This window comes from Pedobacter sp. NJ-S-72 (assembly GCF_053890575.1).
Map to the genome: position 1 here is coordinate 4194956 of NZ_CM132681.1, position 23793 is coordinate 4218748.

Consider the following 23793-nt stretch of genomic DNA (forward strand, 5'->3'; position numbering starts at 1 on the left):
GAAGTGACGGGTTTGCCTCAGATACAGGTGAAGTTTAACCGGGATAAAATTGCCCAATATGGATTAAATATTGAAGAGATCAACCGCACCATTAAAACCGCATTTGCAGGTGAAACCGCAGGTTTGGTTTATGAGGGGGAAAAACGGTTTGATATGGTTGTACGCTTAGACAAACAAGACAGACAGGATATTGGTAATGTTAGAGGACTGTATATTTCTACACCAACAGGTCAGCAAATTCCTTTGGAGGAAGTCGCTTCAGTGGAATTTAAAAATGGCCCAAATCAAATTCAACGGGACGATACCAAGAGAAGGATCACCATTGGTTTTAATGTCCGTGACCGTGATGTGGCCAGTATTGTAGAAGAAATTCAATCTAAGATTGATCAGAAAATAAAGTTTCCTGCTGGTTACTATGTTACGTATGGCGGCCAATTTGAAAACCTTCAGGCAGCGAACAAACGATTGGCGTTTGCGCTTCCGGTGGCGTTGTTGCTCATTCTTTGCTTACTTTATTTTACTTTCAATTCTATCAAACAGACTTTGCTTATTTTTACCGCCATCCCGCTTTCTGCTATTGGTGGTGTCTTTGCTCTATTGATACGGGATATGCCTTTCAGTATTTCAGCTGGCGTTGGTTTTATTGCACTCTTTGGTGTTGCGGTGTTAAATGGAATTGTACTGATCTCCGAGTTTAACCGGTTAAAAGAAGAAGGAATGACCGATATTAACGAACGTGTACTATTAGGAACCAAAATAAGGTTACGCCCGGTACTCATGACTGCGGCCGTTGCTTCATTGGGCTTTCTTCCTATGGCCATCTCTAATTCATCAGGAGCAGAAATTCAGCGTCCTTTGGCTACAGTGGTGATCGGTGGTCTGCTTACCGCTACATTGCTTACGCTGTTGGTGCTCCCTGTGTTATATATCTTTTTTGAGAAAAAATTTAACAAACCAAAAACAGGTACTGCCTTGAACACACTTATTATTCTGGTGGTATTGTCATCTATTTTGATGATGCCTTCCGGTGCATTTGCTCAAGATGACTCAGTAGAAAAGTTGAGCCTTCAACAAGCAATTGATCTTGCCTTAAAAAATAACAATGGTGTTAAGGCTGCGGCATTTGGAGTTGATTATCAAAAGGAACTTAAAAAAGGTAGTCTTACGCTTGAACGCACTAATGTGATCTATCAGCAAGGACAGATCAATAGTAATACAAGGGACAACCATATTAGTATTAACCAAAAAATAGAATTTCCAACCGTTTATTCAGGACAGTCCAAACTGGCATCAGAGAATGTAACAAAGGCACAGGGACAATTTGATGTTCAGGCATTGATGTTGATTAATAAGGTTAAAAGTGTTTACTATAAGCTGGTATATCTGGGCGAAAAAAAGAACCTCATACATTATCAGGATAGCCTATATACCAATTTGTTAAAAGCGAGTGATCTGCGTTACCGTACAGGAGAAAGTAACCGATTGGAAAAGGTAACCTCGGAAACCCAATTAATGGAACTTAAAAATGCGGGTAGACAAGTTGAAGCAGATATTCATATTGCTGAAAAAGAACTGCAAACCCTGCTCAATACCGACCAGCAGATTATTGTTCTCGAAAATAAACTTCAGAGGAAGCCTGTTTCGGTTAATCCGGATAGTGCCATACTAGCCGGTAATCCTTATCTAAATTATTTGAAACAGGAATTGAAGGTTAAGCAACAGGAAACCCAGGTTCAAAAAGCAAAAGGATTGCCTGATTTTTCGGTCGGATATTTCAACCAGTCTTTTAACGGGCTGCAAAACTTTAATGGGATGACACAGAATTATACGGGCTCGGATCGTTTCAGTGGTTTTCAGCTAGGTATCGGTATTCCATTGTTGCCAGGGGGAAACAGGGCAAAAGTAAATGCAGCTAAAGTAAGCCAGCAGATTGCATCGGCAAATCTACAGGATCAGCAAAGTATTTTGCAGGGCAATTTTAGTCAGCTTTTTACAGCAGAACCAGAAACATGCCAGCACACTGGACTATTATGAACAAGGCGCATTAAAACAAGCTGATCTGATCATTAAGAATGCAGATGCAGGGTTTAAAGGAGGTGAAATTGCTTACCTGCAATACTTGCAAAGTTTAGCCTTAGCCATTAAAATTAAATCTGATTACCTGGATGAGCTGTTTGCTTATAACCAGAATCTATTGGATATAGAAAATATCACAGGTAAAAAGTAAAAACAGGAAATAGCAAAATGAAGACACTTAATTATATCGCAGCTTTCACGCTGTCACTTTTAACCATTACAGCCTGTAATCAGGCTTCCACAGAAGAAAAGAAAGAGGAGGCGGTCACCGCTAAACTTGGTGATGAAGTAACCTTGTCTAAAGACCAGTACAAGGTTGCCGCAGTACAAACAGGTAAATTAGAAATGCGCTCATTGAGTGATGTCATTAAAGCAAATGGTGCTATTGATGTGCCACCCGAGAATATGGTTTCCATATCTGCTCCTTTAGGAGGGTATATCAAAAGCGCTGGTTTATTATTAGGTCAGCAAATCCGCAAGGGACAAGTGATTGCCACCCTGGAAAATCCTGAATTTATTGATATTCAACAGGAATATTTGGAAAGTAAAAGCCGTTTTGAGTTTTTGGCGCTGGAATACAAGAGACAGGAACAGCTTAGGAAAGAAGATGTAAACTCGGCGAAAATTTTTCAGCAGGTAAATTCTGAATATAAAATAATCCAGGCGCGAATGAATGGGTTGGAGCAGAAGCTGTCGCTGATAGGGATTAATGCGAAAAACCTTCAATCTGGAAAGATTTCTAAAACCAGTAATTTGTATTCACCTATTGACGGATATGTAACGCTCAGCAACGCAACTACTGGGAAATATGTCAATCCAACGGACGTGATATTTGAACTGGCCAATAAAAGTCAAATGCACCTCGCATTGAACGTTTACGAAAGGGATGCTTCTAAAATTAAGGTAGGTCAATCTATTAAATTCGCATTGGCGAATGAAACTGGATACAACCGCAATGCGAGAGTTTTTCTGATTGGAAAATCGACTGGTAATGAGGGAACTGTACCTGTTCATTGCCATTTGCTTAATGCCGAAAACGCAGTTTTGTTCCCAGGCATGTATGCCAAAGCAATGATTGAAACTACAAATCAGTCTGTTCCAGCTTTGCCTAACGAAGCGATTGTGCAATCTGATGGCTTGGATTACATCTTTATTCAGACGGCTTCTTCAGATGCAAATGGATATACATTTAAAATGATTCCGGTGAAAAAAGGTATTGAACAGGAAGGTTATACGGAGGTAATATTGCCGGATAATTTTGACCGTAATTCGGCTGTTGTGCTTAAAGGAGCTTACACCTTGCTTTCGGCAATGAAAAATCTAGAGGAATAATGAAACAGACAAGATTGATCCAGGTATTAAAGGAACCTTTTCAGGCATTGAGGCAAAAGGCATTTGCCACCTTGTATTTTGCACAAACCATCAGTTTGTTAGGAGATGCCTTTACCTGGGTCGGACTTGCCTTGTTGTCTTATCAGTTTGGTAAGGAAAATTCGGCAGTAATTTTAGCCTCTGCTTTAACACTTAGAGTGATTGCCTTCATCATTTTTTCTCCCTTTGCCGGGGTACTGGCTGATCGGGTTGACCGCAAAAAGATATTGTATGTCACGCATTTTATCCGAATGGGGATTATCTGTTGTTTGCCTTTTGTAAATGCTGAATGGCAAATCTATGTGCTGGTTTTCCTTTTAAACGTATTTAATGCCTTTTTTACGCCGACTTATAAATCCATTATTCCGCAGGTAGTTGATCAGAAGAATTACAGGCAAGCCATTGGGTTATCTACCGCCACTTTCCAATTGCTCGGAGTACTTGGACCAGGATTGGCTGGAATTATTGCCGTATGGTTTGGAGCAAGAGACATCTTTTTTGTCGATGCCGTATCATTTATTCTGGCTGGTATACTTATCCTGATGCTCCCGGCGAAGCTAATTAGTAAACCGATGCATTCAACTTCTGAAAAAACTTTGTCTGCCTGGGCTGATGTTGTTAAAGGTGCCAGATTACTTTTCGGAAATAGATTGATCAGATTTTCCCTGGTAATTGAGTTTATCTCCGCAATTGCAGGGGCGCAAATTTTAGTGAACACAGTCGGTCATATCAAAAGCGGGCTTCTGCTTGGTGACAAACAATATGGATGGGCAATGGCTGCCTTTGGTATCGGTGCGGCAATAGCAGCTTTTGTTGCTGGTAATTTGGACAAGTCAAAAAGCAGACGTGTATCGTTAATTGTTGGCGTGTTACTGCTTGGACTTGCTATTGCTGGAGCAAATTACGTCAGTTATACGGTTTTGTTAGTGCTTTGGCTGTTTGCCGGATTAGGTCAAAGTTTAGCAGAAATGCCTTCCGAGACGTTGATAGGAGAAAATATAGCTTCACGTGAACAAGGGAAAGTATTCGGTTCCCATTTTGCCTTTTCCCATTTATGATGGGCGATTGCTTATCCAATAGCCGGGTTCACCGGAAGCCATTTTCCAGGCAATGACTTCTTATATGGAGGTGTCATTTCATTGGGCATACTGGTTATTGCCCTTCTTTTTGCCTCAAAAACAAATAAACAATAAATTCTATAATCCATTAATCATTAAAAAAATCAAAATGAAAAAAACACTAATTATTGCCGCCATATCTTCTATGTTATTTGTGGCTTGTTCAAGTGAAACAAAAAAAAAGAAGCAACTACAGATTCTTCAACTACAGAGACTATGGCAACAGATACTACAGCTATTAAGACTGATAGTACAACTGTAGCTAAAGATACAGTAGCAATGGATAGCGCAGAAGCTGCTCATGGCCACAAACACTAATTAATCACAAAATTGGTCTATCCTGATATCAAATCAGGGTAGACCTACTTTTAAATGGAAAATATGAATTTTAAAAAAATAATTACGTTTGCTGTACTATTCATTTTTATATGGTGTCGGCAATCAGCTTTTTGCGCATGGTGTAGACGGCGTTACCCAAACCTTTTTAACAGGTAATAACGGTGTAGCCTTTGGCCCTTTTCTTTACATCGGAGCCAAACATATGCTGACTGGATATGACCACCTGCTTTTCCTTGTTGGGGTTATTTTCTTTCTGTATAAACCCAAAGAGGTTTTGCTTTATGTGAGCTTTTTTACCATAGGTCACAGCGTCACTTTGTTACTTGGAGTGATGTGTAATATTGCTATTAATGCTTATCTCATAGATGCAATTATCGCACTTTCTATTGTTTATAAAGGATTTGACAACCTTGGAGGTTTTCAACGTTTCTTCGGCAAACAGCCAAATACTAAAGCAGCAGTACTGATCTTTGGTTTATTTCATGGTTTTGGTTTAGCTAGTAAATTGCAGGACTTCAATTTCGGTAAGGAAGGTTTATTTACTAATTTACTAGGCTTCAATATTGGTGTGGAAATAGGCCAGTTTATTGCCCTTGCCCTGGTTCTTGCCTTGATTACAGTGTGGCGTAAATACCCAAGCTTCATGAAGTTTTCAACTTTCACAAATACCATGCTCATGGCAGCAGGCTTCCTCTTATTAGGTTTTCAGTTAACAGGTTATTTTACATCTTAATAAAACATACAATGGCAGAAATGAGTCATCAAATCTTAGAAAAAAGTAAAATTATAAAAGCAGTACTAATTGCATTGGTTATTGCTGCGTTATTATTGGTTACGGCAATATTACCAGCTGAATATGGTATTGACCCCATTGGAACTGGTAAAGCTTTTGGCTTTGGCAAGCTATATATACCAGATACACAAGTGGAAGATGGTTCTGAATTTGCAGTACAAAAGAAAAACCCAGTTATTAAACTGGAAAAAGCAGGTTCCGGCCCGGATGTAAAAAGGCCAGTAGAAGCAGACTTACCTGCACCAGCCAGCCAGTATGCCCACAGGGAAGATAGCGTTCAGGTCATAATACCTGCCCGGAAAGGGTATCGAATATAAGATACATATGTTGAAACATGGGCAACTGAAATACGAGTGGTTAACCAGTAAAGGAGATTTGTATTTTGATTTTCACGGAGAACCGAAAGAGCTTAAGCCAAGTAAGAATACATATTTTGATAGCTATACTATTGCTTACTCAAACAATATGGTTGGAACATTCCTTTCTCCATTTGAAGGAAAACATGGATGGTATTTCAGAAATGATGGGAGTAAAGACGTTATTGTCACACTAAGAATAAAAGGTCAATATATGCTATAACCCCCTATTAATAGAAGCAATAAAAAGGGTGTCTATTTACATCCTTTTTGATCTGGGGGATATAAAGTTTTAAGTATTTTTGTGCTTGTGAGGTTCACATTAACCATGCTTTACAATCGAAAAAAGGTGTACAGTCAGTTGTTGGCCTCTTATGGAAAAGGATAAGCTGTTGTGAAATTTGATCTACTCAGATTTCTTTGGCCCAATTGGAAGCTGCCGTAGAGAAAGAAACAGAGTGTAAAATCGAAAATAAATAAGCCAATGTTAACTAAAAAAATATTCTTAGAGTCAATTATAACTTGTCCAGTTTGCCAACATCAGAAAACGGAGACAATGCCTACAGATTCCTGTCAATACTTCTATGAGTGTGAAAACTGTCAGGAACGTTTAAAACCTTTAAACGGTGATTGCTGTGTATTTTGTAGTTATGGTACGGTTAAATGCCCACCTATTCAAAAGGGTGATTGCTGCAGTTAATTACAACTGAGTTATATGTTTTCTAAGGATGCGATAAAGCAGATCAAGATCAAAAGGCTTTTTAATATAGCCGTCAAACCCTTTCAGATCATATTCCTGGTGAATATTATTATTACAACTTAAAGCCAAAACGGGTAGATGCGGATATTGCTCCTTAATTTGTTGACATATCTGAATACAAGACTCTCCTGTCAATTTATAATCCAGCACCACCACATGGGGCCTAACTTGATCAAAAAGCTAAAAAATCATCGTCGCATTCACGCAAAGCAAAGACCTCATATCCATCCATTTCTAAAGCTTGTGTAAGCACATCAAGGATTGCAATATCACTGTCTTGTATTACTATCGTTTCCATTTTATGGTAAATTAGCTTAAATCTGAGACTGCCAATACGATAAGTTTAAGGCAGTAATAGGAATTGTTTAAATGCAAATATAAAAAAGTTAAACAATGCTGGAGATCACTAATTTTAGAATAGAGTTGCTATTTGAACAAATCAGAGGTTCTTATAATCTTCAGCCGAGAGCTAGTTTGCTCTAAGAAACATCTGGGAACAGAACTCCAAACCGTATGTAACGTTCCTTTAATTAGATTTAGTGAATAGATGGATTTTATTGAGAACCAATTAGATATAAAAAAAGCACGGAATTATGTAAATTTATTTTTGCATCTTTATATTAGATTTGCGTAGTCATGAAAAGTAAAGCTATCTTTCTGTTAGTTATATTTTCTCAATACTGTTGTAGGTTTTGGCTGTGCTTTAGGAATGGAGGAGGATCATCATAATGAAGATCATTCCCATTCTGAATCTGCTCATCATATTCATAAGGCTGATAATCACCATCATTCAGATGGTCATGGACACAAAACTACCCCAGTATCTGGTGCGAATTTTTCAAAGGATGATCCTTGTTGTAAAACTTTAGTAAATGATTTGGTTACCCAAAGCAAATTAGTTCCTGAAAATGGCAAGGCGCAGGTAGTTTTACCTGTAATGTGGTTTCCTGATTATTCTTATGCCTTATTAATTCCCGTAACAGATGTTGAGCTTGATCAAAGCGTCTATGTAGATCATAGAGAAAGGCCGCCTAATGAGGACATTCGCATAGTTATTCAAAGTTTTCAGATATAAGATTTAATGTGAGTTGCTACACAGCAAACTTACTGCCGTTAGCATGTACAAATACATTCACATAGCTATTGCTATGACCAAGAATCAGTATAGACATTAAATTATTACATCATGAAAAAGATATTTTTAGTAGTTGCTTTAATTGCAACTGCATGGATCAATCCTGGTTTTGCTCAAAGCAGCCAGACACAATCATTATTAACTTCTTACTATGACATCAAAAATGCGTTAGTAAACTCCGATGCAACAGCAGCTGCATCAAAAGCAAGTGAGTTTTCTAAAGCATTAGCAAGTATAGATATGAAATCAATGCCAAAGGCCGAAATGACTGCTTTTATGGGATTTCAGGATAAACTTGCATTTGATGCCAAGCATATCTCGGAAACAAAAGAAATTTCCCACCAAAGAGAGCATTTCGCTAATTTTTCTACTAATCTTTTTAAGCTGGCCAAAGCTGTAAAGCTTACTAAAGACCCAGTCTATTATGACTATTGCCCAATGAAAAAGAGTTATTGGCTTTCTGATAACGCAGCGATTAAAAATCCCTATTTCGGTAAACAGATGTTAACCTGCGGGTCAGTAAAGGAAACTTTAAAGTAATTTGTTTTTGTTGATTGTACAGTTTCGCCTTTAACAGGGTAGAAGCTGTGCAATTTAATACGGATTTTATCAAATAATACTGTTAAAGGATAAACGCAAATACGTTTTGTTACCCTATGCAGGTATCAATTATTTAAAAAGATTTTAATTAAAATACGATGAAAATATTAATTTATAGCTCAGCTCTTTCCTTACTATTTCTAGCAGCCTGCTCTAATGGTAGTAATAAAACTCAGTCAACTGCTACCTCAGACACTACCTCCACTAAGGCCGTTGTATCTGAATCTTCAAAAAAAGGCGCCTCTACTGCCGCATTGTTAAACTTATACCTCAAGTTAAAAAATGCCTTTACATCTGATAATGATAAAGACGCAGCAGCAGCAGGAAATGAAATGGTAGCGGCCCTCGCCAGTTTCGACAAAAAATCTTTAACACCGGAACAAGATAAAGCATATACGGATATATACGATGATGCTAAAGAACATGCCGAACATATTGGAGCCAACATTGGAAATATTGCACATCAGCGTGAACATTTCGATATGTTGAGTAAGGATATGTATGACCTTGTAAAATTACTCGGGACTAATCAACCGCTATATGTAGATCACTGCCCAATGTATAATAATAATAAAGGAGCAATTTGGTTGAGTGAGGTAAAAGATATTAAAAACCCTTATCTGGGGAAAGCAATGCCAACTTGCGGTACTGTTAAAGAAGAATTAAAATAAATAAGCCATGAAGGGCATTAGGAAAATACTTCTTGGACTATTGGTGATCCTTGTACTTATCCAATTTGTACAACCTGCCCGCAATATAAGCGGGCAGGTTATGCTAAATGATATTTCTACAATAGTTGCCGTACCCTCAGATGTACAGGGTATTCTAAAAAAAGCCTGTTATGATTGCCACAGCAACAATACCACGTATCCTTGGTATACCCATGTACAACCTATGCACTGGTTTATGAACAATCATATTCAATCGGGTAAAGCTGATAAATTTTTTTAATGAGTTTTTAGCTCGTATACTCCAAGAAGACAACAGAGCAAATTACGCGCTATAGAAAATAGTTTAAAGGATGGTACAATGCCTTTGTCTTCATATACCCTAATCCATAGAAATGCCATTTTGACTGAAAAAGAAAAATCGGCACTAATGAACTGGGTGCAAAATTCAAAGGATAGTTTAAACAAAAGAAATCTTTAATTAATCATCAAAATGAAAAATATAATAACGGTTTTCTTACTGATCTTCTATTCTGCAGTTTCTGCCCAGGAGATGAAGGGGATGAATATGGCCCCAAAAGAAAATAGTAAATCTACACAGGCAACTTATACGTGCCCAATGCACCCGGAAATACAATCCAATAAGCCCGGTAATTGTCCAAAATGTGGAATGAAGCTTGTTGTTCAAAAGGCAAAAGCTGCTAAACCGAAATCGGGGGGGGAGAAGGAGAAAAAGACCTCTCCACCGAAAAACGAAAATATGGGAGACATGCAAAGCCGATGAAAAAGCAGGACGGTAAAGAGTCCTCTGGACAAGTCAGCTATACCTGTCCGATGCACCCGGAAATCCATTCGGCTAAGCCTGGCAATTGTCCAAAATGCGGAATGAAACTAGTACCTGAAAAGACTAAGTTGGTTAAGCCTAATCATGATCAAATGGAAATGCCTATAAAGGAAGCTCCAAAAAATCAGGGGGGTATGGACGGAATGGAAGGGATGCAAATGGGAGACAATAGTGCAACAATGGAAAACATCAAAAAAGCTAAGGCTAATTTGGGGCCTATTAAAACCATTGCCTCCAGTCAACTACCTAGAACCGTTCGCTATGATCTTTATATTGCAGATACAACGGTAACCTACGGAAAAAAAACAAAAAGGGCAATTGCAGTAAATGGACAGATACCAATGCCAACACTAACCTTTACTCAAGGTGATACCGCATTGATATATGTACATAACAAACTAAATGAAGAGACATCCCTGCATTGGCATGGCTTTTTTGCCGAACAAGATGGATGGGGTTCCTTTCCTTACTCAAATGCCCATCAAACCGCATTCTACTTACATATATAAATTCCCTATTGTTCAGCACGGTACACACTGGTACCATAGTCATAGTGAATTGCAGGAGCAGATTGGTATGTATGGTGCTTTTATCATGCACAAAAGAAATGAATGGAATATTCCAACAATTCCGGTGGTTATCAGTGAATGGACAGACATGAAACCTGAAGAGGTACATCGTAGCCTGAAAAATGCCAACGATTGGTTTGCAATTAAGAAAGGAACGACTCAAAGTTACGCAGAAGCGATTAGAACAGGCCATTTTAAAACTAAAGTGGCTAATGAGTGGAAGCGGATGAATGCTATGGATGTAAGTGATGTTTACTATGATACTTTTCTGATCAATGGCAAGAATCAAAATGAACAGCCACAATTTAAAGCCGGGGATAAAGTAAGGCTTCGTATCGCCAATGGTGGGGCATCTGATTATTCTGGTTGACTTATTCAGGTGGGAAAATAACCGTGGTCGCTACTGATGGAAATGATGTCGAGCCTATAGAAGTGGACAGGTTAATTATAGCTGTATCTGAAACTTACGATGTGGTGGTCACCATTCCTGAAAACAAAAGTTACGAATTTTTGGTGACGCCTGAAGACCGCACAAAATCGGCTTCTCTTTGGTTAGGGAAAGGTGAAAAAGTTCCTGCTCAAAAACTACCTAAATTGAAATATTTTGCCGGGATGAAGATGATGAACGATATGATGGATATGAACGGTAACATGATTGAAATGGAGGGCATGAAAATGCAAAACCAGGTCATGGATATGAATACAGTCATGTATCCTGAAGTAACAGGTGAGGATAATCCTAAAAAAAAAAGAAAACAAAAAAGCAGCTATGCCAGGCATGCAAATGCCAAATGATAAAAGCATGGCTGGTATGAATATGACAGCGGAAAGCCCCGACATCGTTACATTGAACTATAATATGCTCCGTGATCCAAAAAAAAACAACATTACCTAACGGACCGTGGAAAGAACTGAAATTTGATCTTACAGGAAATATGAACCGCTATGTATGGACTTTGGATAATAAAACCGTCTCTGAAAGCGATAAAATCCTGATTAAAAAAGGAGAAAACGTTAGGGTCATTTTGTTTAACAATAGTATGATGCGTCATCCAATGCACCTGCACGGTCATGATTTCAGGGTTGTCAATGGACAGGGTGAATATGCTCCAATGAAGAACATCATCGACATTATGCCGATGGAAAGGGATACCATAGAGTTTGCGGCTACAGAACCGGGAGGTGACTGGTTTTTCCATTGTCATATTCTATATCATATGATGAGTGGAATGGGCAGGGTATTTAGTTATGAAAACTCTCCAGCTAATCCAGAAATTCCTAATCCTAAATTAGCACAACGCAAATTGTTCAGTGATGACCGGGAATTTCACCCAATGGCAAGAATAGGAATTGAAACCAATGGTAGTGACGGTGAGATTATGTTGGCTAACACTCGTTATCGCTTCACCACGGAATGGAGAATCGGTTTTGATAAAGAGATGGGGTATGAAAGTGAAAGTCATTTTGGTAGATACCTCGGAAGAAACCAATGGCTCTTCCCATACGTTGGTTGGGATTTCCGTAAACGAACAGTTGATCCAATGGACAAGAATATCTTTGGACAATCCTTATCTCCCGGAGAGAATCTTTTTGGACAAAGCAATACCAAAAATTTCAGGCAAGTATTTCATTTGGGGGTACAATACACCTTGCCGATGCTAATTGTCGCAGATGCTTCAGTAGATAACAAAGGAAATGTCAGATTTCAGTTGATGAGAGAAGATGTACCAATCTCCAAAAGGCTGCGCTTTCAATTTATGGTCAATACAGACAAGGAGTATATGGCTGGATTTAGGTACATCATTACTAAATACTTCGGCCTGTCTACACACTATGACAGTGACATGGGCTATGGTGGAGGATTAACATTAAATTATTAACGAATTAACGCTAACATCATGAAGCATACATATAAAATAACCGGAATGACCTGTCAGGGTTGTCGCAGTAAAGTGGAAGATGCCTTAAATAGTATTGACGGGATCTCAGCGAAAGTCACCTTGGAGCCAGCTGAAGCAACAATTATGATGGATAAACATATTCCGACTGAAGAACTGAAGAAAGCGCTTTCTGCTGTTGGAAATTACAAGATTGAAATGTCCGGCTTTCAAAAGACTCCTGAAGATCAACATATACCTAATCATTCCAGTCATCATGATCATGGCACAGTTCCGGTTAAGGTTGATAAGAAAGAAACCAGAGGTGTATACTATTGTCCAATGCATTGTGAGGGAGATAAAACTTATGATAAACCAGGCCATTGCCCAGTTTGTGGAATGGACTTGCTGAAGCAGGCTGTATCAAAACAAGCCACCCAATTTACATGTCCTATGCACCCGGAGATTATCAGGGATCAGCCAGGTTCATGTCCGATATGTGGAATGGACTTGGTGCCATTGGGCGTAGATTTGGAAGAGGAAGATAAAACTTATGAAACGCTTTTACACAAGTTTAAGATTGCAACCGTTTTTACCGTCCCTATCTTTTTGCTTGCAATGTCAGAAATGATACCGGGTAATCCGATTTTCAAGCTAATGGATCTGAAATATTGGAACTGGGTTCAATTTGCATTTTCAATTCCGGTGGTATTTTATGCAACATGGATGTTTTTTCAACGTGCATGGCAATCCATAATTACATGGAAATTAAATATGTTTACCTTGATCGGTATTGGTGCGGGGGTGGCTTGGCTATTTAGTCTTGTCGCCCTACTTTTTCCTGATGTTTTTCCAGACCAGTTTAAAACCCACCATGGTACAGTCTATGTGTATTTTGAGGCTGCAACAGTGATCTTGACGCTGGTTTTACTTGGACAGCTTTTAGAAGCAAGGGCACACGGTAAAACCAATAGTGCCATTAAAGAACTATTAAAATTAGCCCCAAATACAGCCACAAAGGTCGTAGGAGATAAAGAATCGACAGTTTCCATAGATGACATTCAAAAGGGAGATTTGTTGAGGGTGAAACCCGGAGAAAAAATACCTGTTGATGGAAGTATCAAAACAGGAGAAGCCATAATAGATGAATCTATGATCTCTGGTGAACCTGTTCCCGTGGAGAAAAAGATCGGAGACAAAGTTAGTTCAGGAACTATTAATGGTAATAAAACCTTTGTAATGCTTGCTGAAAAGGTAGGTTCAGAGACACTACTTTCTCAGATCATTGAAATGGTTAATTCCGCAAGTCGTTCAAAAGCGCCTATCCAAAAAATGGCTGATAAGATTTCTGGATATTTCGTACCTGTAGTGGTATTGATTGCCATAGCGACATTTGTAGTTTGGGCAATTTATGGGCCTGAACCTGCTTATGTCTACGCTTTCGTAAATGCTATTGCCGTATTGATCATTGCCTGTCCATGTGCGCTTGGTTTGGCTACGCCAATGTCTGTAATGGTGGGTGTAGGTAAAGGTGCGCAATCTGGTGTATTGATTAAGAATGCAGAATCCCTGGAAAAAATGAATGCCATCGATGTTGTGATTATTGATAAAACTGGAACGGTTACAGAGGGAAAGCCATCGGTTGAAAAGGTCGTTAGTACAAATCCGGATTTTGATGAGAAGAAAGTCCTTGAAAGAATAGTAGCATTAAATAGCAGCAGCGAACATCCTTTAGCGCAGGCAACACTTCGTTATGGAGAAGAAAACAAAGTAAATGTTCAACCGATTTTAAATTTTGAAGCTGTAACAGGAAAAGGTGTAACGGGCACTTTAAAAGACGAAAAACTTGCTTTAGGTAACCAGAAATTAATGGAACACGTTAAAGCCAAGATTAATCCTGAATTGGAGGAACAAGTTAAGGCTGCCCAAAAACAAGGAAAGACCGTTTCTTATTTAGCGGTCGGAAGTAAAGCCGTTGGGTTTGTTGTATTTCTGATAAAATTAAGCCATCAAGTGCCAATGCTATTAAAAAACTTCAGGATGAAGGCTTGAAGGTAATCATGTTTACAGGAGACAATGAGGATACAGCAAGGGCTGTAAGCGAAACCTTGAATTTGGACGGTTTCAAAGCCGGTATGTTACCTGAAGATAAACTGAATGAAGTGAAAAAACTGCAGGCTGAAGGAAAAAAAGTTGCAATGGCGGGTGATGGTATTAATGATGCGCCCGCATTATCACAGGCCGATATTGGTATTGCTATGGGCACTGGAACCGATGTTGCCATTGAAAGTGCCGCTATTACGTTGGTAAAGGGAGATTTGAACGGGATTGCAAAAGCCCGCTTCCTTAGTCACAAGGTAATGGGCAATATTAAAGGTAACCTTTTCTTTGCCCTCGGATACAATGTATTGGGAATACCCGTAGCTGCGGGACTTTTATACCCATTTTTTGGAATTTTATTGTCACCGATGATCGCTGCACTTTGATGAGTTTCAGTTCAGTATCCGTTATTCTGAACTCATTACGTCTTAGAAGTGCTAAGATTGACTAAATTTTTAATTAAATACATTTAAATGTTATAAAAACGAAATCTCTTAAATAATAAAAGAACTTAGGTTTCTGTATGTCAGTACATTAATGTGTTATTGTTCCTGGTTTGAAAAACTTTTTTTAAAGAAATTACGTTAATAAATATTATGAAGACATTGAGTATTTTTATGGTAATTTGTATGGTTTTTGTTTCAGTAGGAAACATTCATACATTGCAAGTAGAAAGCAAAAAAGATTGCTGCTTGCACATGGAAAGAGATCTGTCTTGCCCGCACCAAAAGCAAAATTGTGGTCATGGCATGTGTAATGCAAATATTTGTTATAACAATTTAGTGTTTACAGCACTTAATTCAGTTCCTGTTAAAGTACTTATTCCATTGGTAAAAGAGGGAATGATTAATAGATACCTTAATAGAAACTTACCTGTTTACTCAGCTACTAATTTTTGGCATCCGCCGCAAGTTTAATAATAATTCAGTTGCTAGTTAAAAGTCAATTTATTATTAAACACATTAAAAATTAAGGTCATGAAAAAGTTTCTTTTCATCACAGCAATGATGGTATTCAATATTTCTGCAATTTCTTTTGCCAATACACCATGTTGTAACTCTAAAATGAATCACTGTACCAAGTGTTCAATAAGTTGCTCAAAGGTCTCTTGTATGGATTATTGCACAAAACAGTGTAAAACATCTGGTGGATGTAAATCCTGTAAATAATTTTAAAGCCGGGCATATAACCCGGCTTTAAATGTTTTCTTTAAGTAATAAATCATCAAGCTAAAAATTTTTTTTATAAAAAAGTTGGATTTAATCTAAGTGCATCGTAATATTGCAATAGATAATTATGGGACTTACAAAAACAGAAATATTTACAGATGAACAAAACCAGCTTGCTACCTTGTTAAAGGCTATGGCTCATCCTGCACGTATTGCAAATCTTCAAAGAATATACTGATCTCTAACACCTGCATTTGTGGTGATCTGGTTGGGGAACTTGGATTAGCGCAGGCTACGATTTCACAACATTTAAAAGAGCTGAAGAATGCAGGGATTATACAGGGTACAATAGAAGGTGTGAGCGTTTGTTATTGTATCAATCCAAAGACATGGAAATTATTGGAAACACAACTAGGTGCCTTTCTTGCTGAATATAAAGGCGAAACAGCTTGCTGTTAACCTTTTTTTAATCCAATCAATCGTTAAATTGCAATAATACTTTAAATACATAAATTATGAAACTATCAGAAATAAAAGAAATCCTTGCTATTGCTGAAGGCGTGAATTTTAAACTGGAAAATGGTAATTCAGTACCTGAACATTTCCATGTAACAGAAGTAGGAATTATCACAAAGGACTTTATCGACTGCGGGGGTACAGTACGCCATGAAAAAGTGGCCAATTTTCAATTATGGGATGCTAATGATTATGAACACAGATTAAAAAGCTGGAAAACTGCTCAATATCATTTCACTTTCAGAAAAGATATTGGGAATGGAAGATTCAGAGATTGAGGTGGAATACCAGGCAGAAACCATTGGTAAATATGACTTGGGTTATGATGGGGAAAACTTTCTTTTGATTTCTAAGAAGACTGCATGTCTTGCAATGGATAAATGTGGTGTCCCTGCTGAAAAACAAAAAGTTGAAATGGTAAATCTGGCTTCTGGCGCAGCTTGTACCCCAGGTGGTGGTTGCTGCTAATACCGTTAATATGGAGATCATTGAAATGATGCCCATTCATTGGGAAGATGTTAAGTTAATTTATCTGCAAGGAATAGCTACTAAACAAGCTACTTTTCAAACGGATGCACCAGCATGGGAAGAATGGGATAAAACCCATCTTCCCGGTTTTAGATATCTGGCAATAGCCAATAACATTATCGCAGGATGGGCAGCATTAACTCCTGTTTCGGGCAGGTGCGTTTATGCCGGGGTAACAGGAAGTCAGTGTGTATATCCATGAGAATTTTCGAGGTCAGGGCATAGGTAAATCACTGCTTCAAAAATTAGTAATTGAAACAGAAAAAGAAAACATTTGGACACTTCAAGCAGGAATATTTCCAGAAAACCTATCAAGCATAGCCCTACATGAAAAATTGGGATTTCGACAGGTGGGCTACAGAGAAAAAATAGGAAAGATGGATGGAGTTTGGAGAGACACCGTATTGTTAGAACGCAGAAGTAAAATAACAGGACAAGAATAAATTTAAGCTATAAATGAAAAAAGTATTGGTGCTATGCACAGGCAATAGTTGCCGTAGTCAAATTGCGGAAGGGTATTTAAGACACTTTGCAGATGGTAATGCGCAAATTTACAGCGCAGGAATTGAAACACATGGAGTTAATCCCAGAGCGATTAACGTAATGCTTCAAAGCGGGATTGACATTTCAGCTCATACGTCGAACAACATCAACGAATACATGGATATTGATTTCGATTTGTGTAATTACTGTTTGTGACAACGCTAAAGAAAGCTGTCCATACTTTCCAACTAAAGCCAAAAAATTTCACTACAATTTTCCTGATCCAGCAAAGGCAACAGGCAGTGAAGAAGAAATTATGGAGAGATTTAGAATGGTCAGTGAAATGATCAAATCCTATTGCTTTGATTTTGTTCAGGAAAACTTAAAAAACGAGGTGATTACCTCATAACCATCATTAGATATGTCAGCAATAAATTGCGCACCCGCAAGTGAAAGAAAAAAATTAAGCTTTTTAGACCGTTACCTCACCTTATGGATTTTCCTGGCAATGGCTATTGGTGTATCCATTGGCTTTTTTATTCCATCATCATCTGGCTTCATCAACTCTTTTTCCAGTGGCACAACGAATATTCCATTGGCAATAGGGTTGATCTTAATGATGTACCCGCCACTAGCAAAAGTTAAGTATGAGCAGATGGGTAAGGTTTTTAAAGACACTAAGGTGTTGAGTGTATCATAATATTGAATTGGGTAGTTGGCCCAATATTGATGTTCTTCCTTGCCATTATCTTTTTACGTGACTATCCTGAATATATGGTTGGCCTAATTCTGATTGGCCTTGCAAGGTGTATTGCTATGGTAGTTGTTTGGAATGAGCTTGCCGAAGGAAACCGTGAATATGCTGCCGGGTTAATTGCCTTAAACAGTATTTTTCAGGTGCTGTTGTACAGTGTATTTGCGTACATCTTCATTACTGTTCTTCCGCCATATTTTGGCCTTCAAGGTCTGGATGTGAATATTACCATTTCTGAAATAGCCAAAAGTGTGGGGATTTATTTAGGTATTCCTTTCGCTATGGGGGTGATCAGTAGATACGCATTGATTGCGCTTAAGGGAGAAGAATGGTTCCAAAATAAATTCATCCCTCTGATTTCTCCGATAACCTTAATTGCACTGCTTTTTACCATAGTGGTGATGTTTAGTTTGAAAGGCGAACTAATCGTTCAAATTCCGATGGATGATGTGGTAAGGATTGCTATTCCGCTTGTGATTTATTTTTCAATCATGTTTGTGGTTAGCTTTTTTGCAGGAAGATATTTTGGAGCAGATTACTCTAAGAGTACTTCAATAGCCTTTACTGCTACGGGAAATAACTTTGAATTGGCAATAGCTGTTGCGATTGGTGTATTTGGGATTAATTCAGGACAGGCATTTGCGGGAGTTATTGGCCCTTTGGTAGAAGTTCCGGCTTTAATTGCCTTGGTAAACCTTGCTTTTTGGTTCAGGAAAAAATACTATAAAACAGCACCCGCTATTAATGTATAAATGATAAAATAAAAAACCACAAACGACTTAAATAAACTATATGAAAATTGCTCTTTTCTCAGACATTCATGCCAATCTTCCGGCATTGGAAGCCTTTTTTAAAGATTTGGAAACACGAAATACAGATGGCATTTATTGCCTTGGCGATTTGGTTGGGTATAACATCTGGCCTAATGAAGTAATCGATGAGATCCGCAAACGGGGTATTCCCACTATTGCGGGTAATTATGATGGGGGATCGGCAGGTCAAGTGATGATTGCGGATGCGCCTATAAAACAGACGAAGAGAAGGCAATGGGAAAAGTGTCTATTTCTTATACAAACGAAATAGTCAAAGACGAACAACGTGCTTATTTGAGAACGCTCCCGGCACATATCAGACTGGAATATCAGTTGAATCATGACAAACGCAACGTACTTTTTGTTCATGGAAGTCCCCGTAAAGTAAATGAATATCTGTTTGAAGACCGTGATGAGAAAAGTATGCTCCGTATTATGGAACAGGCCGATGCCGACATTATGTGCTTTGGCCATACCCACCAACCGTACCACCGTATTTTAAATTCAGGCATTGACGGGAATGATCATTTCCGTCATGCGATCAATATAGGATCAGTAGGCAAACCAAAGGATAAAGACCCAAGGGGCGGTTATGTGATTCTGACTATCAACCCTGAAAGTACAGTAACCGATAAGGATAGCATAGCATTAAAGTGGAGTTCGTCCGTTTTGAGTATGATATTGAAAAGGCGGCAAAAGCTGTTGAGGATAGTCCCTTGCCTAATGGTTACGCTGATATGTTACGCAACGGATAGTATATTTTCTAGGTGATCTGTTGGGCTATAATATTTATTATTCCTAAAAAAACGTTACAAATACGTTACGGAGCAAAATTTTGAAGTTTTAAAAAAAGTGATTATATTGCTTCTGTAAGCTAGAAACGATGATTTTTGTCCTTTAATGGATGGTCAAAGTAGAAGACTCATAAGCTTGAACCTGATTCTCCACATTTCAAAGCATTTGGGAAAAAAATCAAAGTTTCCAGTTTGGGGTATCCCAGACTATAAATGTAGGATTACGATGGTCATTGAAGATGAAAATATAGATTTTACAATTGACGAAATCTATTAGAATCCATTTGAGAAGGAGGAGGTTCTAATGAAAGTAGATCGAGTGATGAGAATATTTTCATTAATGATGCGTTAATTTACCAAATTAGTATTGTTTCAAGCTAACGCTATTAACTTTCCAATTGTTGTTATTTCCCTTTGTAACGTGATAATTCAACAATACTTTTGTATTTAGAGATAGAATGGCAATATCACCATTTTTTTTATTGATTTCTAAATATTCAATCCTATAAAATCGATGTTCCCCAGATAAAATAGCGGTTGAATCCTCAGGCTTTTCCCGTTCGTAAACAACATTTAGTATGCCTATTTGTTGTGGCCAGTTGTCTTGATAATACTTGTTTTTAATAACAATGAGTGTTTTGGTTTGAGGGGATATTTGTGCTTGGAAACTTTTGTCTTTTATTGCACAATTGATGATGCCAATAGTATCCTGAAATTTTATAAAGTTATCATTCCCTAAATCGGTACACCCAGTTGTCAGGTAAAATAAGGCCGAAATAAAAAACATCTTTTTCATAGTATAAAATTGTTTTTTTGACTGCCAATGATTTTATCAGCATTATGTATGTATCATTACCTGAAGAACAATCAGTCAGATAAACAAATTTAAATATTTATTGTTTTAGAAATATAAAAGTGTATTATATTTATAATTATTCGTAATTTTAATTAATTAAACAATGTTATGAAAAAATCAAGCATAGTGCTCATGATAGCCGGAATAGTTATTATGATTGTGGGAAGTTTTATATTTGGGAATCTGAATTATGTTAATCCAGTAGACGCCCATGTCTGGACCATCAATATCAATGGAATGGAATCATTTCCATGGGTAACCTTTATTGGGGGGCTTTTTTTCGTTTTAGGGATAATTTTTTACATTTCTTCGAAACAGGAAAAAGGACGTCGGTACCATTAGGTGTTATCTCTATCTATAATTTGCCGTGTCTTTAGTTTATCGAGCACCAAGATCTTTCTTTCTTTAAGTTCCTCAATTTTGTATTTACAAAACCCATTAATTACTTTAAATATCCTTTTTAAATGATTAAGGTAAAAGAAGAGAGATGATCTTGACTACTCTGTTAATAATTTAAGCAAAATGGCTTTAAAGATTACCCTGTATTGGTGAACAACAAGTAAATGGCCTAGTCTGGAGATGAATTTTGTTAAAGATATTTGCATTTAGACTTTAATCCTAAGAATACTCTTTCAATAATTGCCTGTAATTCATTAAAACCGATGATTTTGAAATAAATCCAATAAATTCATCATCATCATTTATAACCGGTAGATGCCAGGCGCCAGTCTCATCAAAAGTTTTAATAATTTCATGCATTTGATCATCGGGATGAATCACAGCTACAGGCAATTGAATCATTTTTGATATGTCTAAAGAAGCCTGTAGATCTTTAGCAAAGAGAAATGGGCGCATATCGTCTAAGGTGAGTAATCCAACAAGATGTCGTTCGGTGTCCAAAACAGCAAACATATTCTTCTTTCCATTTTTAATAACTTCCAATAAGTCAATCAATGGAGCATCTTTATGAATCACCTGTGGATTTCGATCGATAAGATCCTCGGTATGCAATAGCGTGAGTAAGTTCTTATCATGTTCTCTGGTGAATATTTTACCATCATCAGCCATTTTTTTTAAATCTGGCGAAACGGGAGAGAACCACCTTGCGATCAAATAAGCAATCACCGATACAATCATAAGTGGAATAAATAGATCGTAACCTGAACTGGATTCTGCAATTAGAAATATCGCTGTTAAAGGCGCGTATAAAACCCCACTCATTACTCCGGCCATGCCCACCAATACCAGGTTGGTAATTGGAACGTCAGGTATTCCAAGATAAGAGCACGCGATAGCAAACAGATATCCAAGTGTGCCACCAGCAAATAAAGCCGGAGCAAAATTTCCACCGTTACCACCACTAAATATCGTAATGGATGTTGCGAAGGCTTTAAGTATACAAATTAACCCTAGAAATATAATAACTAACCACTCCTTAAATTCTAAATATCTGAATAAGCTATTGTGAAGTATACTTTGGGCATTTCCATGGTGAAAGATTTAACTGTTTCATATCCCTCTCCAAATAATGGTGGAAAAAGTACGCATAAAAGGGATAGGATAAGACCGCCAATGGCAGCTTTTTGCAATCTGGATAATTTTAGTTTATAAAAAAAATGCTCTACCCATTGGGAAACGACTACAAAATACCGGGCATACAAACCTGTAAGTAATCCTAGTAACAGGTAATATAAAATATTGTGGTAATTAAATGCTTCCCGGGCATGAAAGCGGAAAAGAACATCTTCTTGAAGCGCAATTCTTGAAACTAAACTACCGCAAACTGCTGCTACAACAAGTGGAATAAAATCCGAAAATACCACCCCTGTAAGAAGAATCTCAAATGCAAACATCATTCCCGCAATCGGTGCATTAAATGCGGAAGCAATCCCAGCAGTAGCTCCAGCAGCCAGAAGTAGGGTACGTTCTCTATAATCCAGTTTATAAGTTTGTGCAAAATTAGAACCAATAGCAGCTCCAGTTACAGCATTGGACTTTCTAATCCTGCCGAACCTCCTAGTCCAACCGTAACTGCGCTTTGTATGATCTGAGAATACATTTTTACGGAAGATACAATACTCGAATTACGAGCAATTTCATATAATATGGCACCTATACCTTTTCGATCCTGCCCTTTAAAAACAGATAGTACAATGCTAGTGGTAAGAATAATACCCAAGAATGGAAATACAATATAAAAGAGAATTTGATATTCAAAATGAACTTTGCTCGTAATTACAAAGTGTATATAGTGAACAAGCGATTTTAATAATACGCCAGCTAGTCCTGCAGTACACCCTACCAAAATACCCGATAGAATTAGAAATTGATTACGACTAAGTCTGTTTTTTAACCAGTGTAAAATGATTTCATAACTCCTTACTTTCTTTATGCTGTATTTTTGAAAATCTCTTTTGTATTTGAGAAAACTATAATATTTTTTTCTATTGCTAATTCTCACTGTATTGTTGGGGTAACTTGATTTCGCTAAATATAGAGAATTAAAAGTTTGAAGGGAATGTATTAAAGTAAAAAAAATCTCAAAATCCATATTTAATTGCAGTTTGGCTCGCATAACTTTCTGTCAGTAATTTTGAATCCTAATTTCTGAAATATATAGTGTTAGGTTCCTAAAAGAGTAAATATTATTTTAACTCATATAGGAGGCAGGAGAAGAAAAAATAACTTGCTTAATGTGACCCAATTTTACAGAGATATTTGAGATATCTTATTCGATCATCTATCACATTTAGAGAATTCAATATTTGAAATAAAAATAAAAGATAAAAACGTCTTTTATTTTGGAATAATTTTTAACTTTGCTTCAGTTATGGGAATCTTTTCTAAAACATGTGAATATGCAATGCGCGCGGTGTTCTTTATCGCACACCGGACCGCTGATGGTGGAAGGGTGGGAATTAAAGAAATTGCATCGGGAATAGACTCACCAGAACATTTCCTTGCTAAAATCCTCCAGGATCTTAGTCGGAGAAATATAATCAAATCTGCAAAAGGACCAAATGGCGGTTTTTATATGGATGATATTTCCTTAAAACGAAGACTATCTGGCGTTGTCGAAGCTGTGGATGGAAATAGTCTGTTTACTGGCTGTGGCTTAGGGCTTAATTATTGTTCAGAAATTAATCCGTGTCCATTACATAATGATTTTAAAGTGATAAGGGGACGCATATACGAGATGTTACAGAATACGACTATCGAAGAATTTAATGAAGATTTGAACCTTGGAATTACTTCATTAAGAAAATAAAAAATCT

At 37.5% G+C, this 23793-nt stretch carries 25 protein-coding genes and 8 pseudogenes; 27 read left to right on the forward strand and 6 right to left on the reverse strand.

Features of this window, described 5'->3' with window-relative positions; translation table 11 throughout:
- Positions 1-3 precede the first annotated feature (3 nt).
- The 7 genes from ACWYN3_RS27795 to ACWYN3_RS27825 all read left to right on the forward strand — a co-directional run bounded on the left by ACWYN3_RS27795 (position 4) and on the right by ACWYN3_RS27825 (position 6753).
- Entirely contained in the window at positions 4-2034 is a 2031-nt protein-coding gene (locus ACWYN3_RS27795; RefSeq protein WP_456217259.1) for an efflux RND transporter permease subunit, read from the forward strand.
- Positions 2035-2244: 210 nt separating this feature from the next.
- On the forward strand, positions 2245-3408 hold the full coding sequence (locus ACWYN3_RS27800) for an efflux RND transporter periplasmic adaptor subunit (RefSeq protein WP_456217260.1): 1164 nt from the start codon (positions 2245-2247) through the stop codon (positions 3406-3408).
- Complete coding sequence (locus ACWYN3_RS27805; RefSeq protein WP_456217261.1) at positions 3408-4505, forward strand: MFS transporter; 1098 nt, start codon at positions 3408-3410, stop codon at positions 4503-4505. The genes ACWYN3_RS27800 and ACWYN3_RS27805 overlap by 1 nt, the downstream gene beginning before the upstream one ends.
- 466 nt (positions 4506-4971) lie before the next feature.
- Positions 4972-5637: a HupE/UreJ family protein gene (locus ACWYN3_RS27810; protein WP_456217262.1), complete on the forward strand. Its 666-nt coding sequence runs from the start codon at positions 4972-4974 to the stop codon at positions 5635-5637.
- 20 nt (positions 5638-5657) lie between these two features.
- Positions 5658-6014 carry a hypothetical protein gene (locus ACWYN3_RS27815; protein WP_456217263.1) on the forward strand — a complete coding sequence of 119 codons (357 nt, stop codon included), beginning with the start codon at positions 5658-5660 and terminating at the stop codon, positions 6012-6014.
- Between the two features lie 7 nt (positions 6015-6021).
- Positions 6022-6276 carry a hypothetical protein gene (locus ACWYN3_RS27820; protein WP_456217264.1) on the forward strand — a complete coding sequence of 85 codons (255 nt, stop codon included), beginning with the start codon at positions 6022-6024 and terminating at the stop codon, positions 6274-6276.
- Between the two features lie 261 nt (positions 6277-6537).
- Entirely contained in the window at positions 6538-6753 is a 216-nt protein-coding gene (locus ACWYN3_RS27825; protein ID WP_456217265.1) for a GDCCVxC domain-containing (seleno)protein, read from the forward strand.
- Here ACWYN3_RS27825 and ACWYN3_RS27830 read toward each other — a convergent pair.
- Together ACWYN3_RS27830 and ACWYN3_RS27835 are read right to left on the reverse strand one after the other, a co-directional pair.
- Positions 6754-6975, reverse strand: a pseudogene (locus ACWYN3_RS27830) (response regulator); the annotation flags it as partial. It lies immediately after the preceding gene.
- Positions 6976-6985: 10 nt separating this feature from the next.
- Positions 6986-7111, reverse strand: coding sequence for a hypothetical protein (locus ACWYN3_RS27835; protein WP_456217266.1), 126 nt, complete (start codon positions 7109-7111; stop codon positions 6986-6988).
- 411 nt (positions 7112-7522) lie between these two features.
- On the opposite strand from ACWYN3_RS27835, the gene ACWYN3_RS27840 reads away from it, so the two are divergent.
- The 18 genes and pseudogenes from ACWYN3_RS27840 (at position 7523) to ACWYN3_RS27925 (ending at position 19639) form a co-directional block, all read left to right on the forward strand.
- Positions 7523-7888, forward strand: a complete 366-nt coding sequence (locus ACWYN3_RS27840; RefSeq protein ID WP_456217267.1) for a hypothetical protein — start codon at positions 7523-7525, stop codon at positions 7886-7888.
- A gap of 111 nt (positions 7889-7999) precedes the next feature.
- On the forward strand, positions 8000-8488 hold the full coding sequence (locus ACWYN3_RS27845) for a DUF3347 domain-containing protein (protein ID WP_456217268.1): 489 nt from the start codon (positions 8000-8002) through the stop codon (positions 8486-8488).
- A gap of 158 nt (positions 8489-8646) precedes the next feature.
- Positions 8647-9219 carry a DUF3347 domain-containing protein gene (locus ACWYN3_RS27850; RefSeq protein WP_456217269.1) on the forward strand — a complete coding sequence of 191 codons (573 nt, stop codon included), beginning with the start codon at positions 8647-8649 and terminating at the stop codon, positions 9217-9219.
- 7 nt (positions 9220-9226) lie between these two features.
- Positions 9227-9697: pseudogene (locus tag ACWYN3_RS27855) on the forward strand (heme-binding domain-containing protein).
- Positions 9698-9709: 12 nt separating this feature from the next.
- Positions 9710-10000 carry a heavy metal-binding domain-containing protein gene (locus ACWYN3_RS27860; RefSeq protein ID WP_456217270.1) on the forward strand — a complete coding sequence of 97 codons (291 nt, stop codon included), beginning with the start codon at positions 9710-9712 and terminating at the stop codon, positions 9998-10000.
- Positions 10001-10050: 50 nt separating this feature from the next.
- A pseudogene (locus ACWYN3_RS27865) lies at positions 10051-10999 on the forward strand (multicopper oxidase domain-containing protein).
- Complete coding sequence (locus ACWYN3_RS27870; protein ID WP_456217271.1) at positions 10996-11424, forward strand: hypothetical protein; 429 nt, start codon at positions 10996-10998, stop codon at positions 11422-11424. Before ACWYN3_RS27865 ends, ACWYN3_RS27870 begins: the two are co-directional and overlap by 4 nt.
- 71 nt (positions 11425-11495) lie before the next feature.
- A complete protein-coding gene (locus ACWYN3_RS27875; protein ID WP_456217272.1) occupies positions 11496-12509 on the forward strand; it encodes a multicopper oxidase domain-containing protein in 1014 nt (337 codons plus the stop codon).
- 45 nt (positions 12510-12554) lie between these two features.
- Positions 12555-14992: pseudogene (locus tag ACWYN3_RS27880) on the forward strand (heavy metal translocating P-type ATPase).
- 210 nt (positions 14993-15202) lie between these two features.
- The gene (locus ACWYN3_RS27885) at positions 15203-15523 is read left to right on the forward strand and encodes a hypothetical protein (protein WP_456217273.1); all 321 of its coding nucleotides are present in this window, start codon (positions 15203-15205) and stop codon (positions 15521-15523) included.
- Between the two features lie 379 nt (positions 15524-15902).
- Positions 15903-16234: pseudogene (locus tag ACWYN3_RS27890) on the forward strand (ArsR/SmtB family transcription factor).
- A 56-nt stretch (positions 16235-16290) separates the two neighbouring features.
- Positions 16291-16759: pseudogene (locus tag ACWYN3_RS27895) on the forward strand (DUF6428 family protein).
- A gap of 10 nt (positions 16760-16769) precedes the next feature.
- Entirely contained in the window at positions 16770-17021 is a 252-nt protein-coding gene (locus ACWYN3_RS27900; protein WP_456217274.1) for an N-acetyltransferase family protein, read from the forward strand.
- Complete coding sequence (locus ACWYN3_RS27905) at positions 17008-17262, forward strand: N-acetyltransferase family protein (RefSeq protein ID WP_456217275.1); 255 nt, start codon at positions 17008-17010, stop codon at positions 17260-17262. Before ACWYN3_RS27900 ends, ACWYN3_RS27905 begins: the two co-directional genes overlap by 14 nt.
- 13 nt (positions 17263-17275) lie before the next feature.
- Positions 17276-17711 (forward strand): annotated as a pseudogene (locus ACWYN3_RS27910) (arsenate reductase ArsC).
- 12 nt (positions 17712-17723) lie between these two features.
- A pseudogene (arsB, locus tag ACWYN3_RS27915) lies at positions 17724-18808 on the forward strand (ACR3 family arsenite efflux transporter).
- 40 nt (positions 18809-18848) lie between these two features.
- Positions 18849-19139 (forward strand): metallophosphoesterase family protein, encoded by a 291-nt coding sequence (locus tag ACWYN3_RS27920; RefSeq protein ID WP_456217276.1) that lies wholly within the window; start codon positions 18849-18851, stop codon positions 19137-19139.
- On the forward strand, positions 19103-19639 hold the full coding sequence (locus tag ACWYN3_RS27925; protein ID WP_456217277.1) for a metallophosphoesterase family protein: 537 nt from the start codon (positions 19103-19105) through the stop codon (positions 19637-19639). Before ACWYN3_RS27920 ends, ACWYN3_RS27925 begins: the two co-directional genes overlap by 37 nt.
- 384 nt (positions 19640-20023) lie before the next feature.
- On the opposite strand, the gene ACWYN3_RS27930 is transcribed toward ACWYN3_RS27925, so the two are convergent.
- Complete coding sequence (locus tag ACWYN3_RS27930) at positions 20024-20458, reverse strand: hypothetical protein (RefSeq protein ID WP_456217278.1); 435 nt, start codon at positions 20456-20458, stop codon at positions 20024-20026.
- A 168-nt stretch (positions 20459-20626) separates the two neighbouring features.
- Between ACWYN3_RS27930 and ACWYN3_RS27935 the strand changes: the two genes are divergently transcribed.
- Positions 20627-20860 (forward strand): hypothetical protein, encoded by a 234-nt coding sequence (locus ACWYN3_RS27935; RefSeq protein WP_456217279.1) that lies wholly within the window; start codon positions 20627-20629, stop codon positions 20858-20860.
- Between the two features lie 276 nt (positions 20861-21136).
- Here the strand turns inward: ACWYN3_RS27935 and ACWYN3_RS27940 are convergent, their stop codons facing one another.
- Genes ACWYN3_RS27940 through ACWYN3_RS27950 form a run of 3 tightly spaced genes read right to left on the reverse strand, consistent with a single transcriptional unit; the run spans position 21137 to position 23093 of the window.
- Positions 21137-22018 carry a chloride channel protein gene (locus tag ACWYN3_RS27940; RefSeq protein ID WP_456223174.1) on the reverse strand — a complete coding sequence of 294 codons (882 nt, stop codon included), beginning with the start codon at positions 22016-22018 and terminating at the stop codon, positions 21137-21139.
- Positions 21961-22590 (reverse strand): chloride channel protein, encoded by a 630-nt coding sequence (locus tag ACWYN3_RS27945; protein WP_456223175.1) that lies wholly within the window; start codon positions 22588-22590, stop codon positions 21961-21963. Before ACWYN3_RS27945 ends, ACWYN3_RS27940 begins: the two co-directional genes overlap by 58 nt.
- A complete protein-coding gene (locus ACWYN3_RS27950; RefSeq protein ID WP_456217280.1) occupies positions 22500-23093 on the reverse strand; it encodes a hypothetical protein in 594 nt (197 codons plus the stop codon). Before ACWYN3_RS27950 ends, ACWYN3_RS27945 begins: the two co-directional genes overlap by 91 nt.
- A gap of 255 nt (positions 23094-23348) precedes the next feature.
- Between ACWYN3_RS27950 and ACWYN3_RS27955 the strand changes: the two genes are divergently transcribed.
- Positions 23349-23786, forward strand: a complete 438-nt coding sequence (locus ACWYN3_RS27955) for an RrF2 family transcriptional regulator (RefSeq protein WP_456217281.1) — start codon at positions 23349-23351, stop codon at positions 23784-23786.
- Positions 23787-23793: the final 7 nt, after the last annotated feature.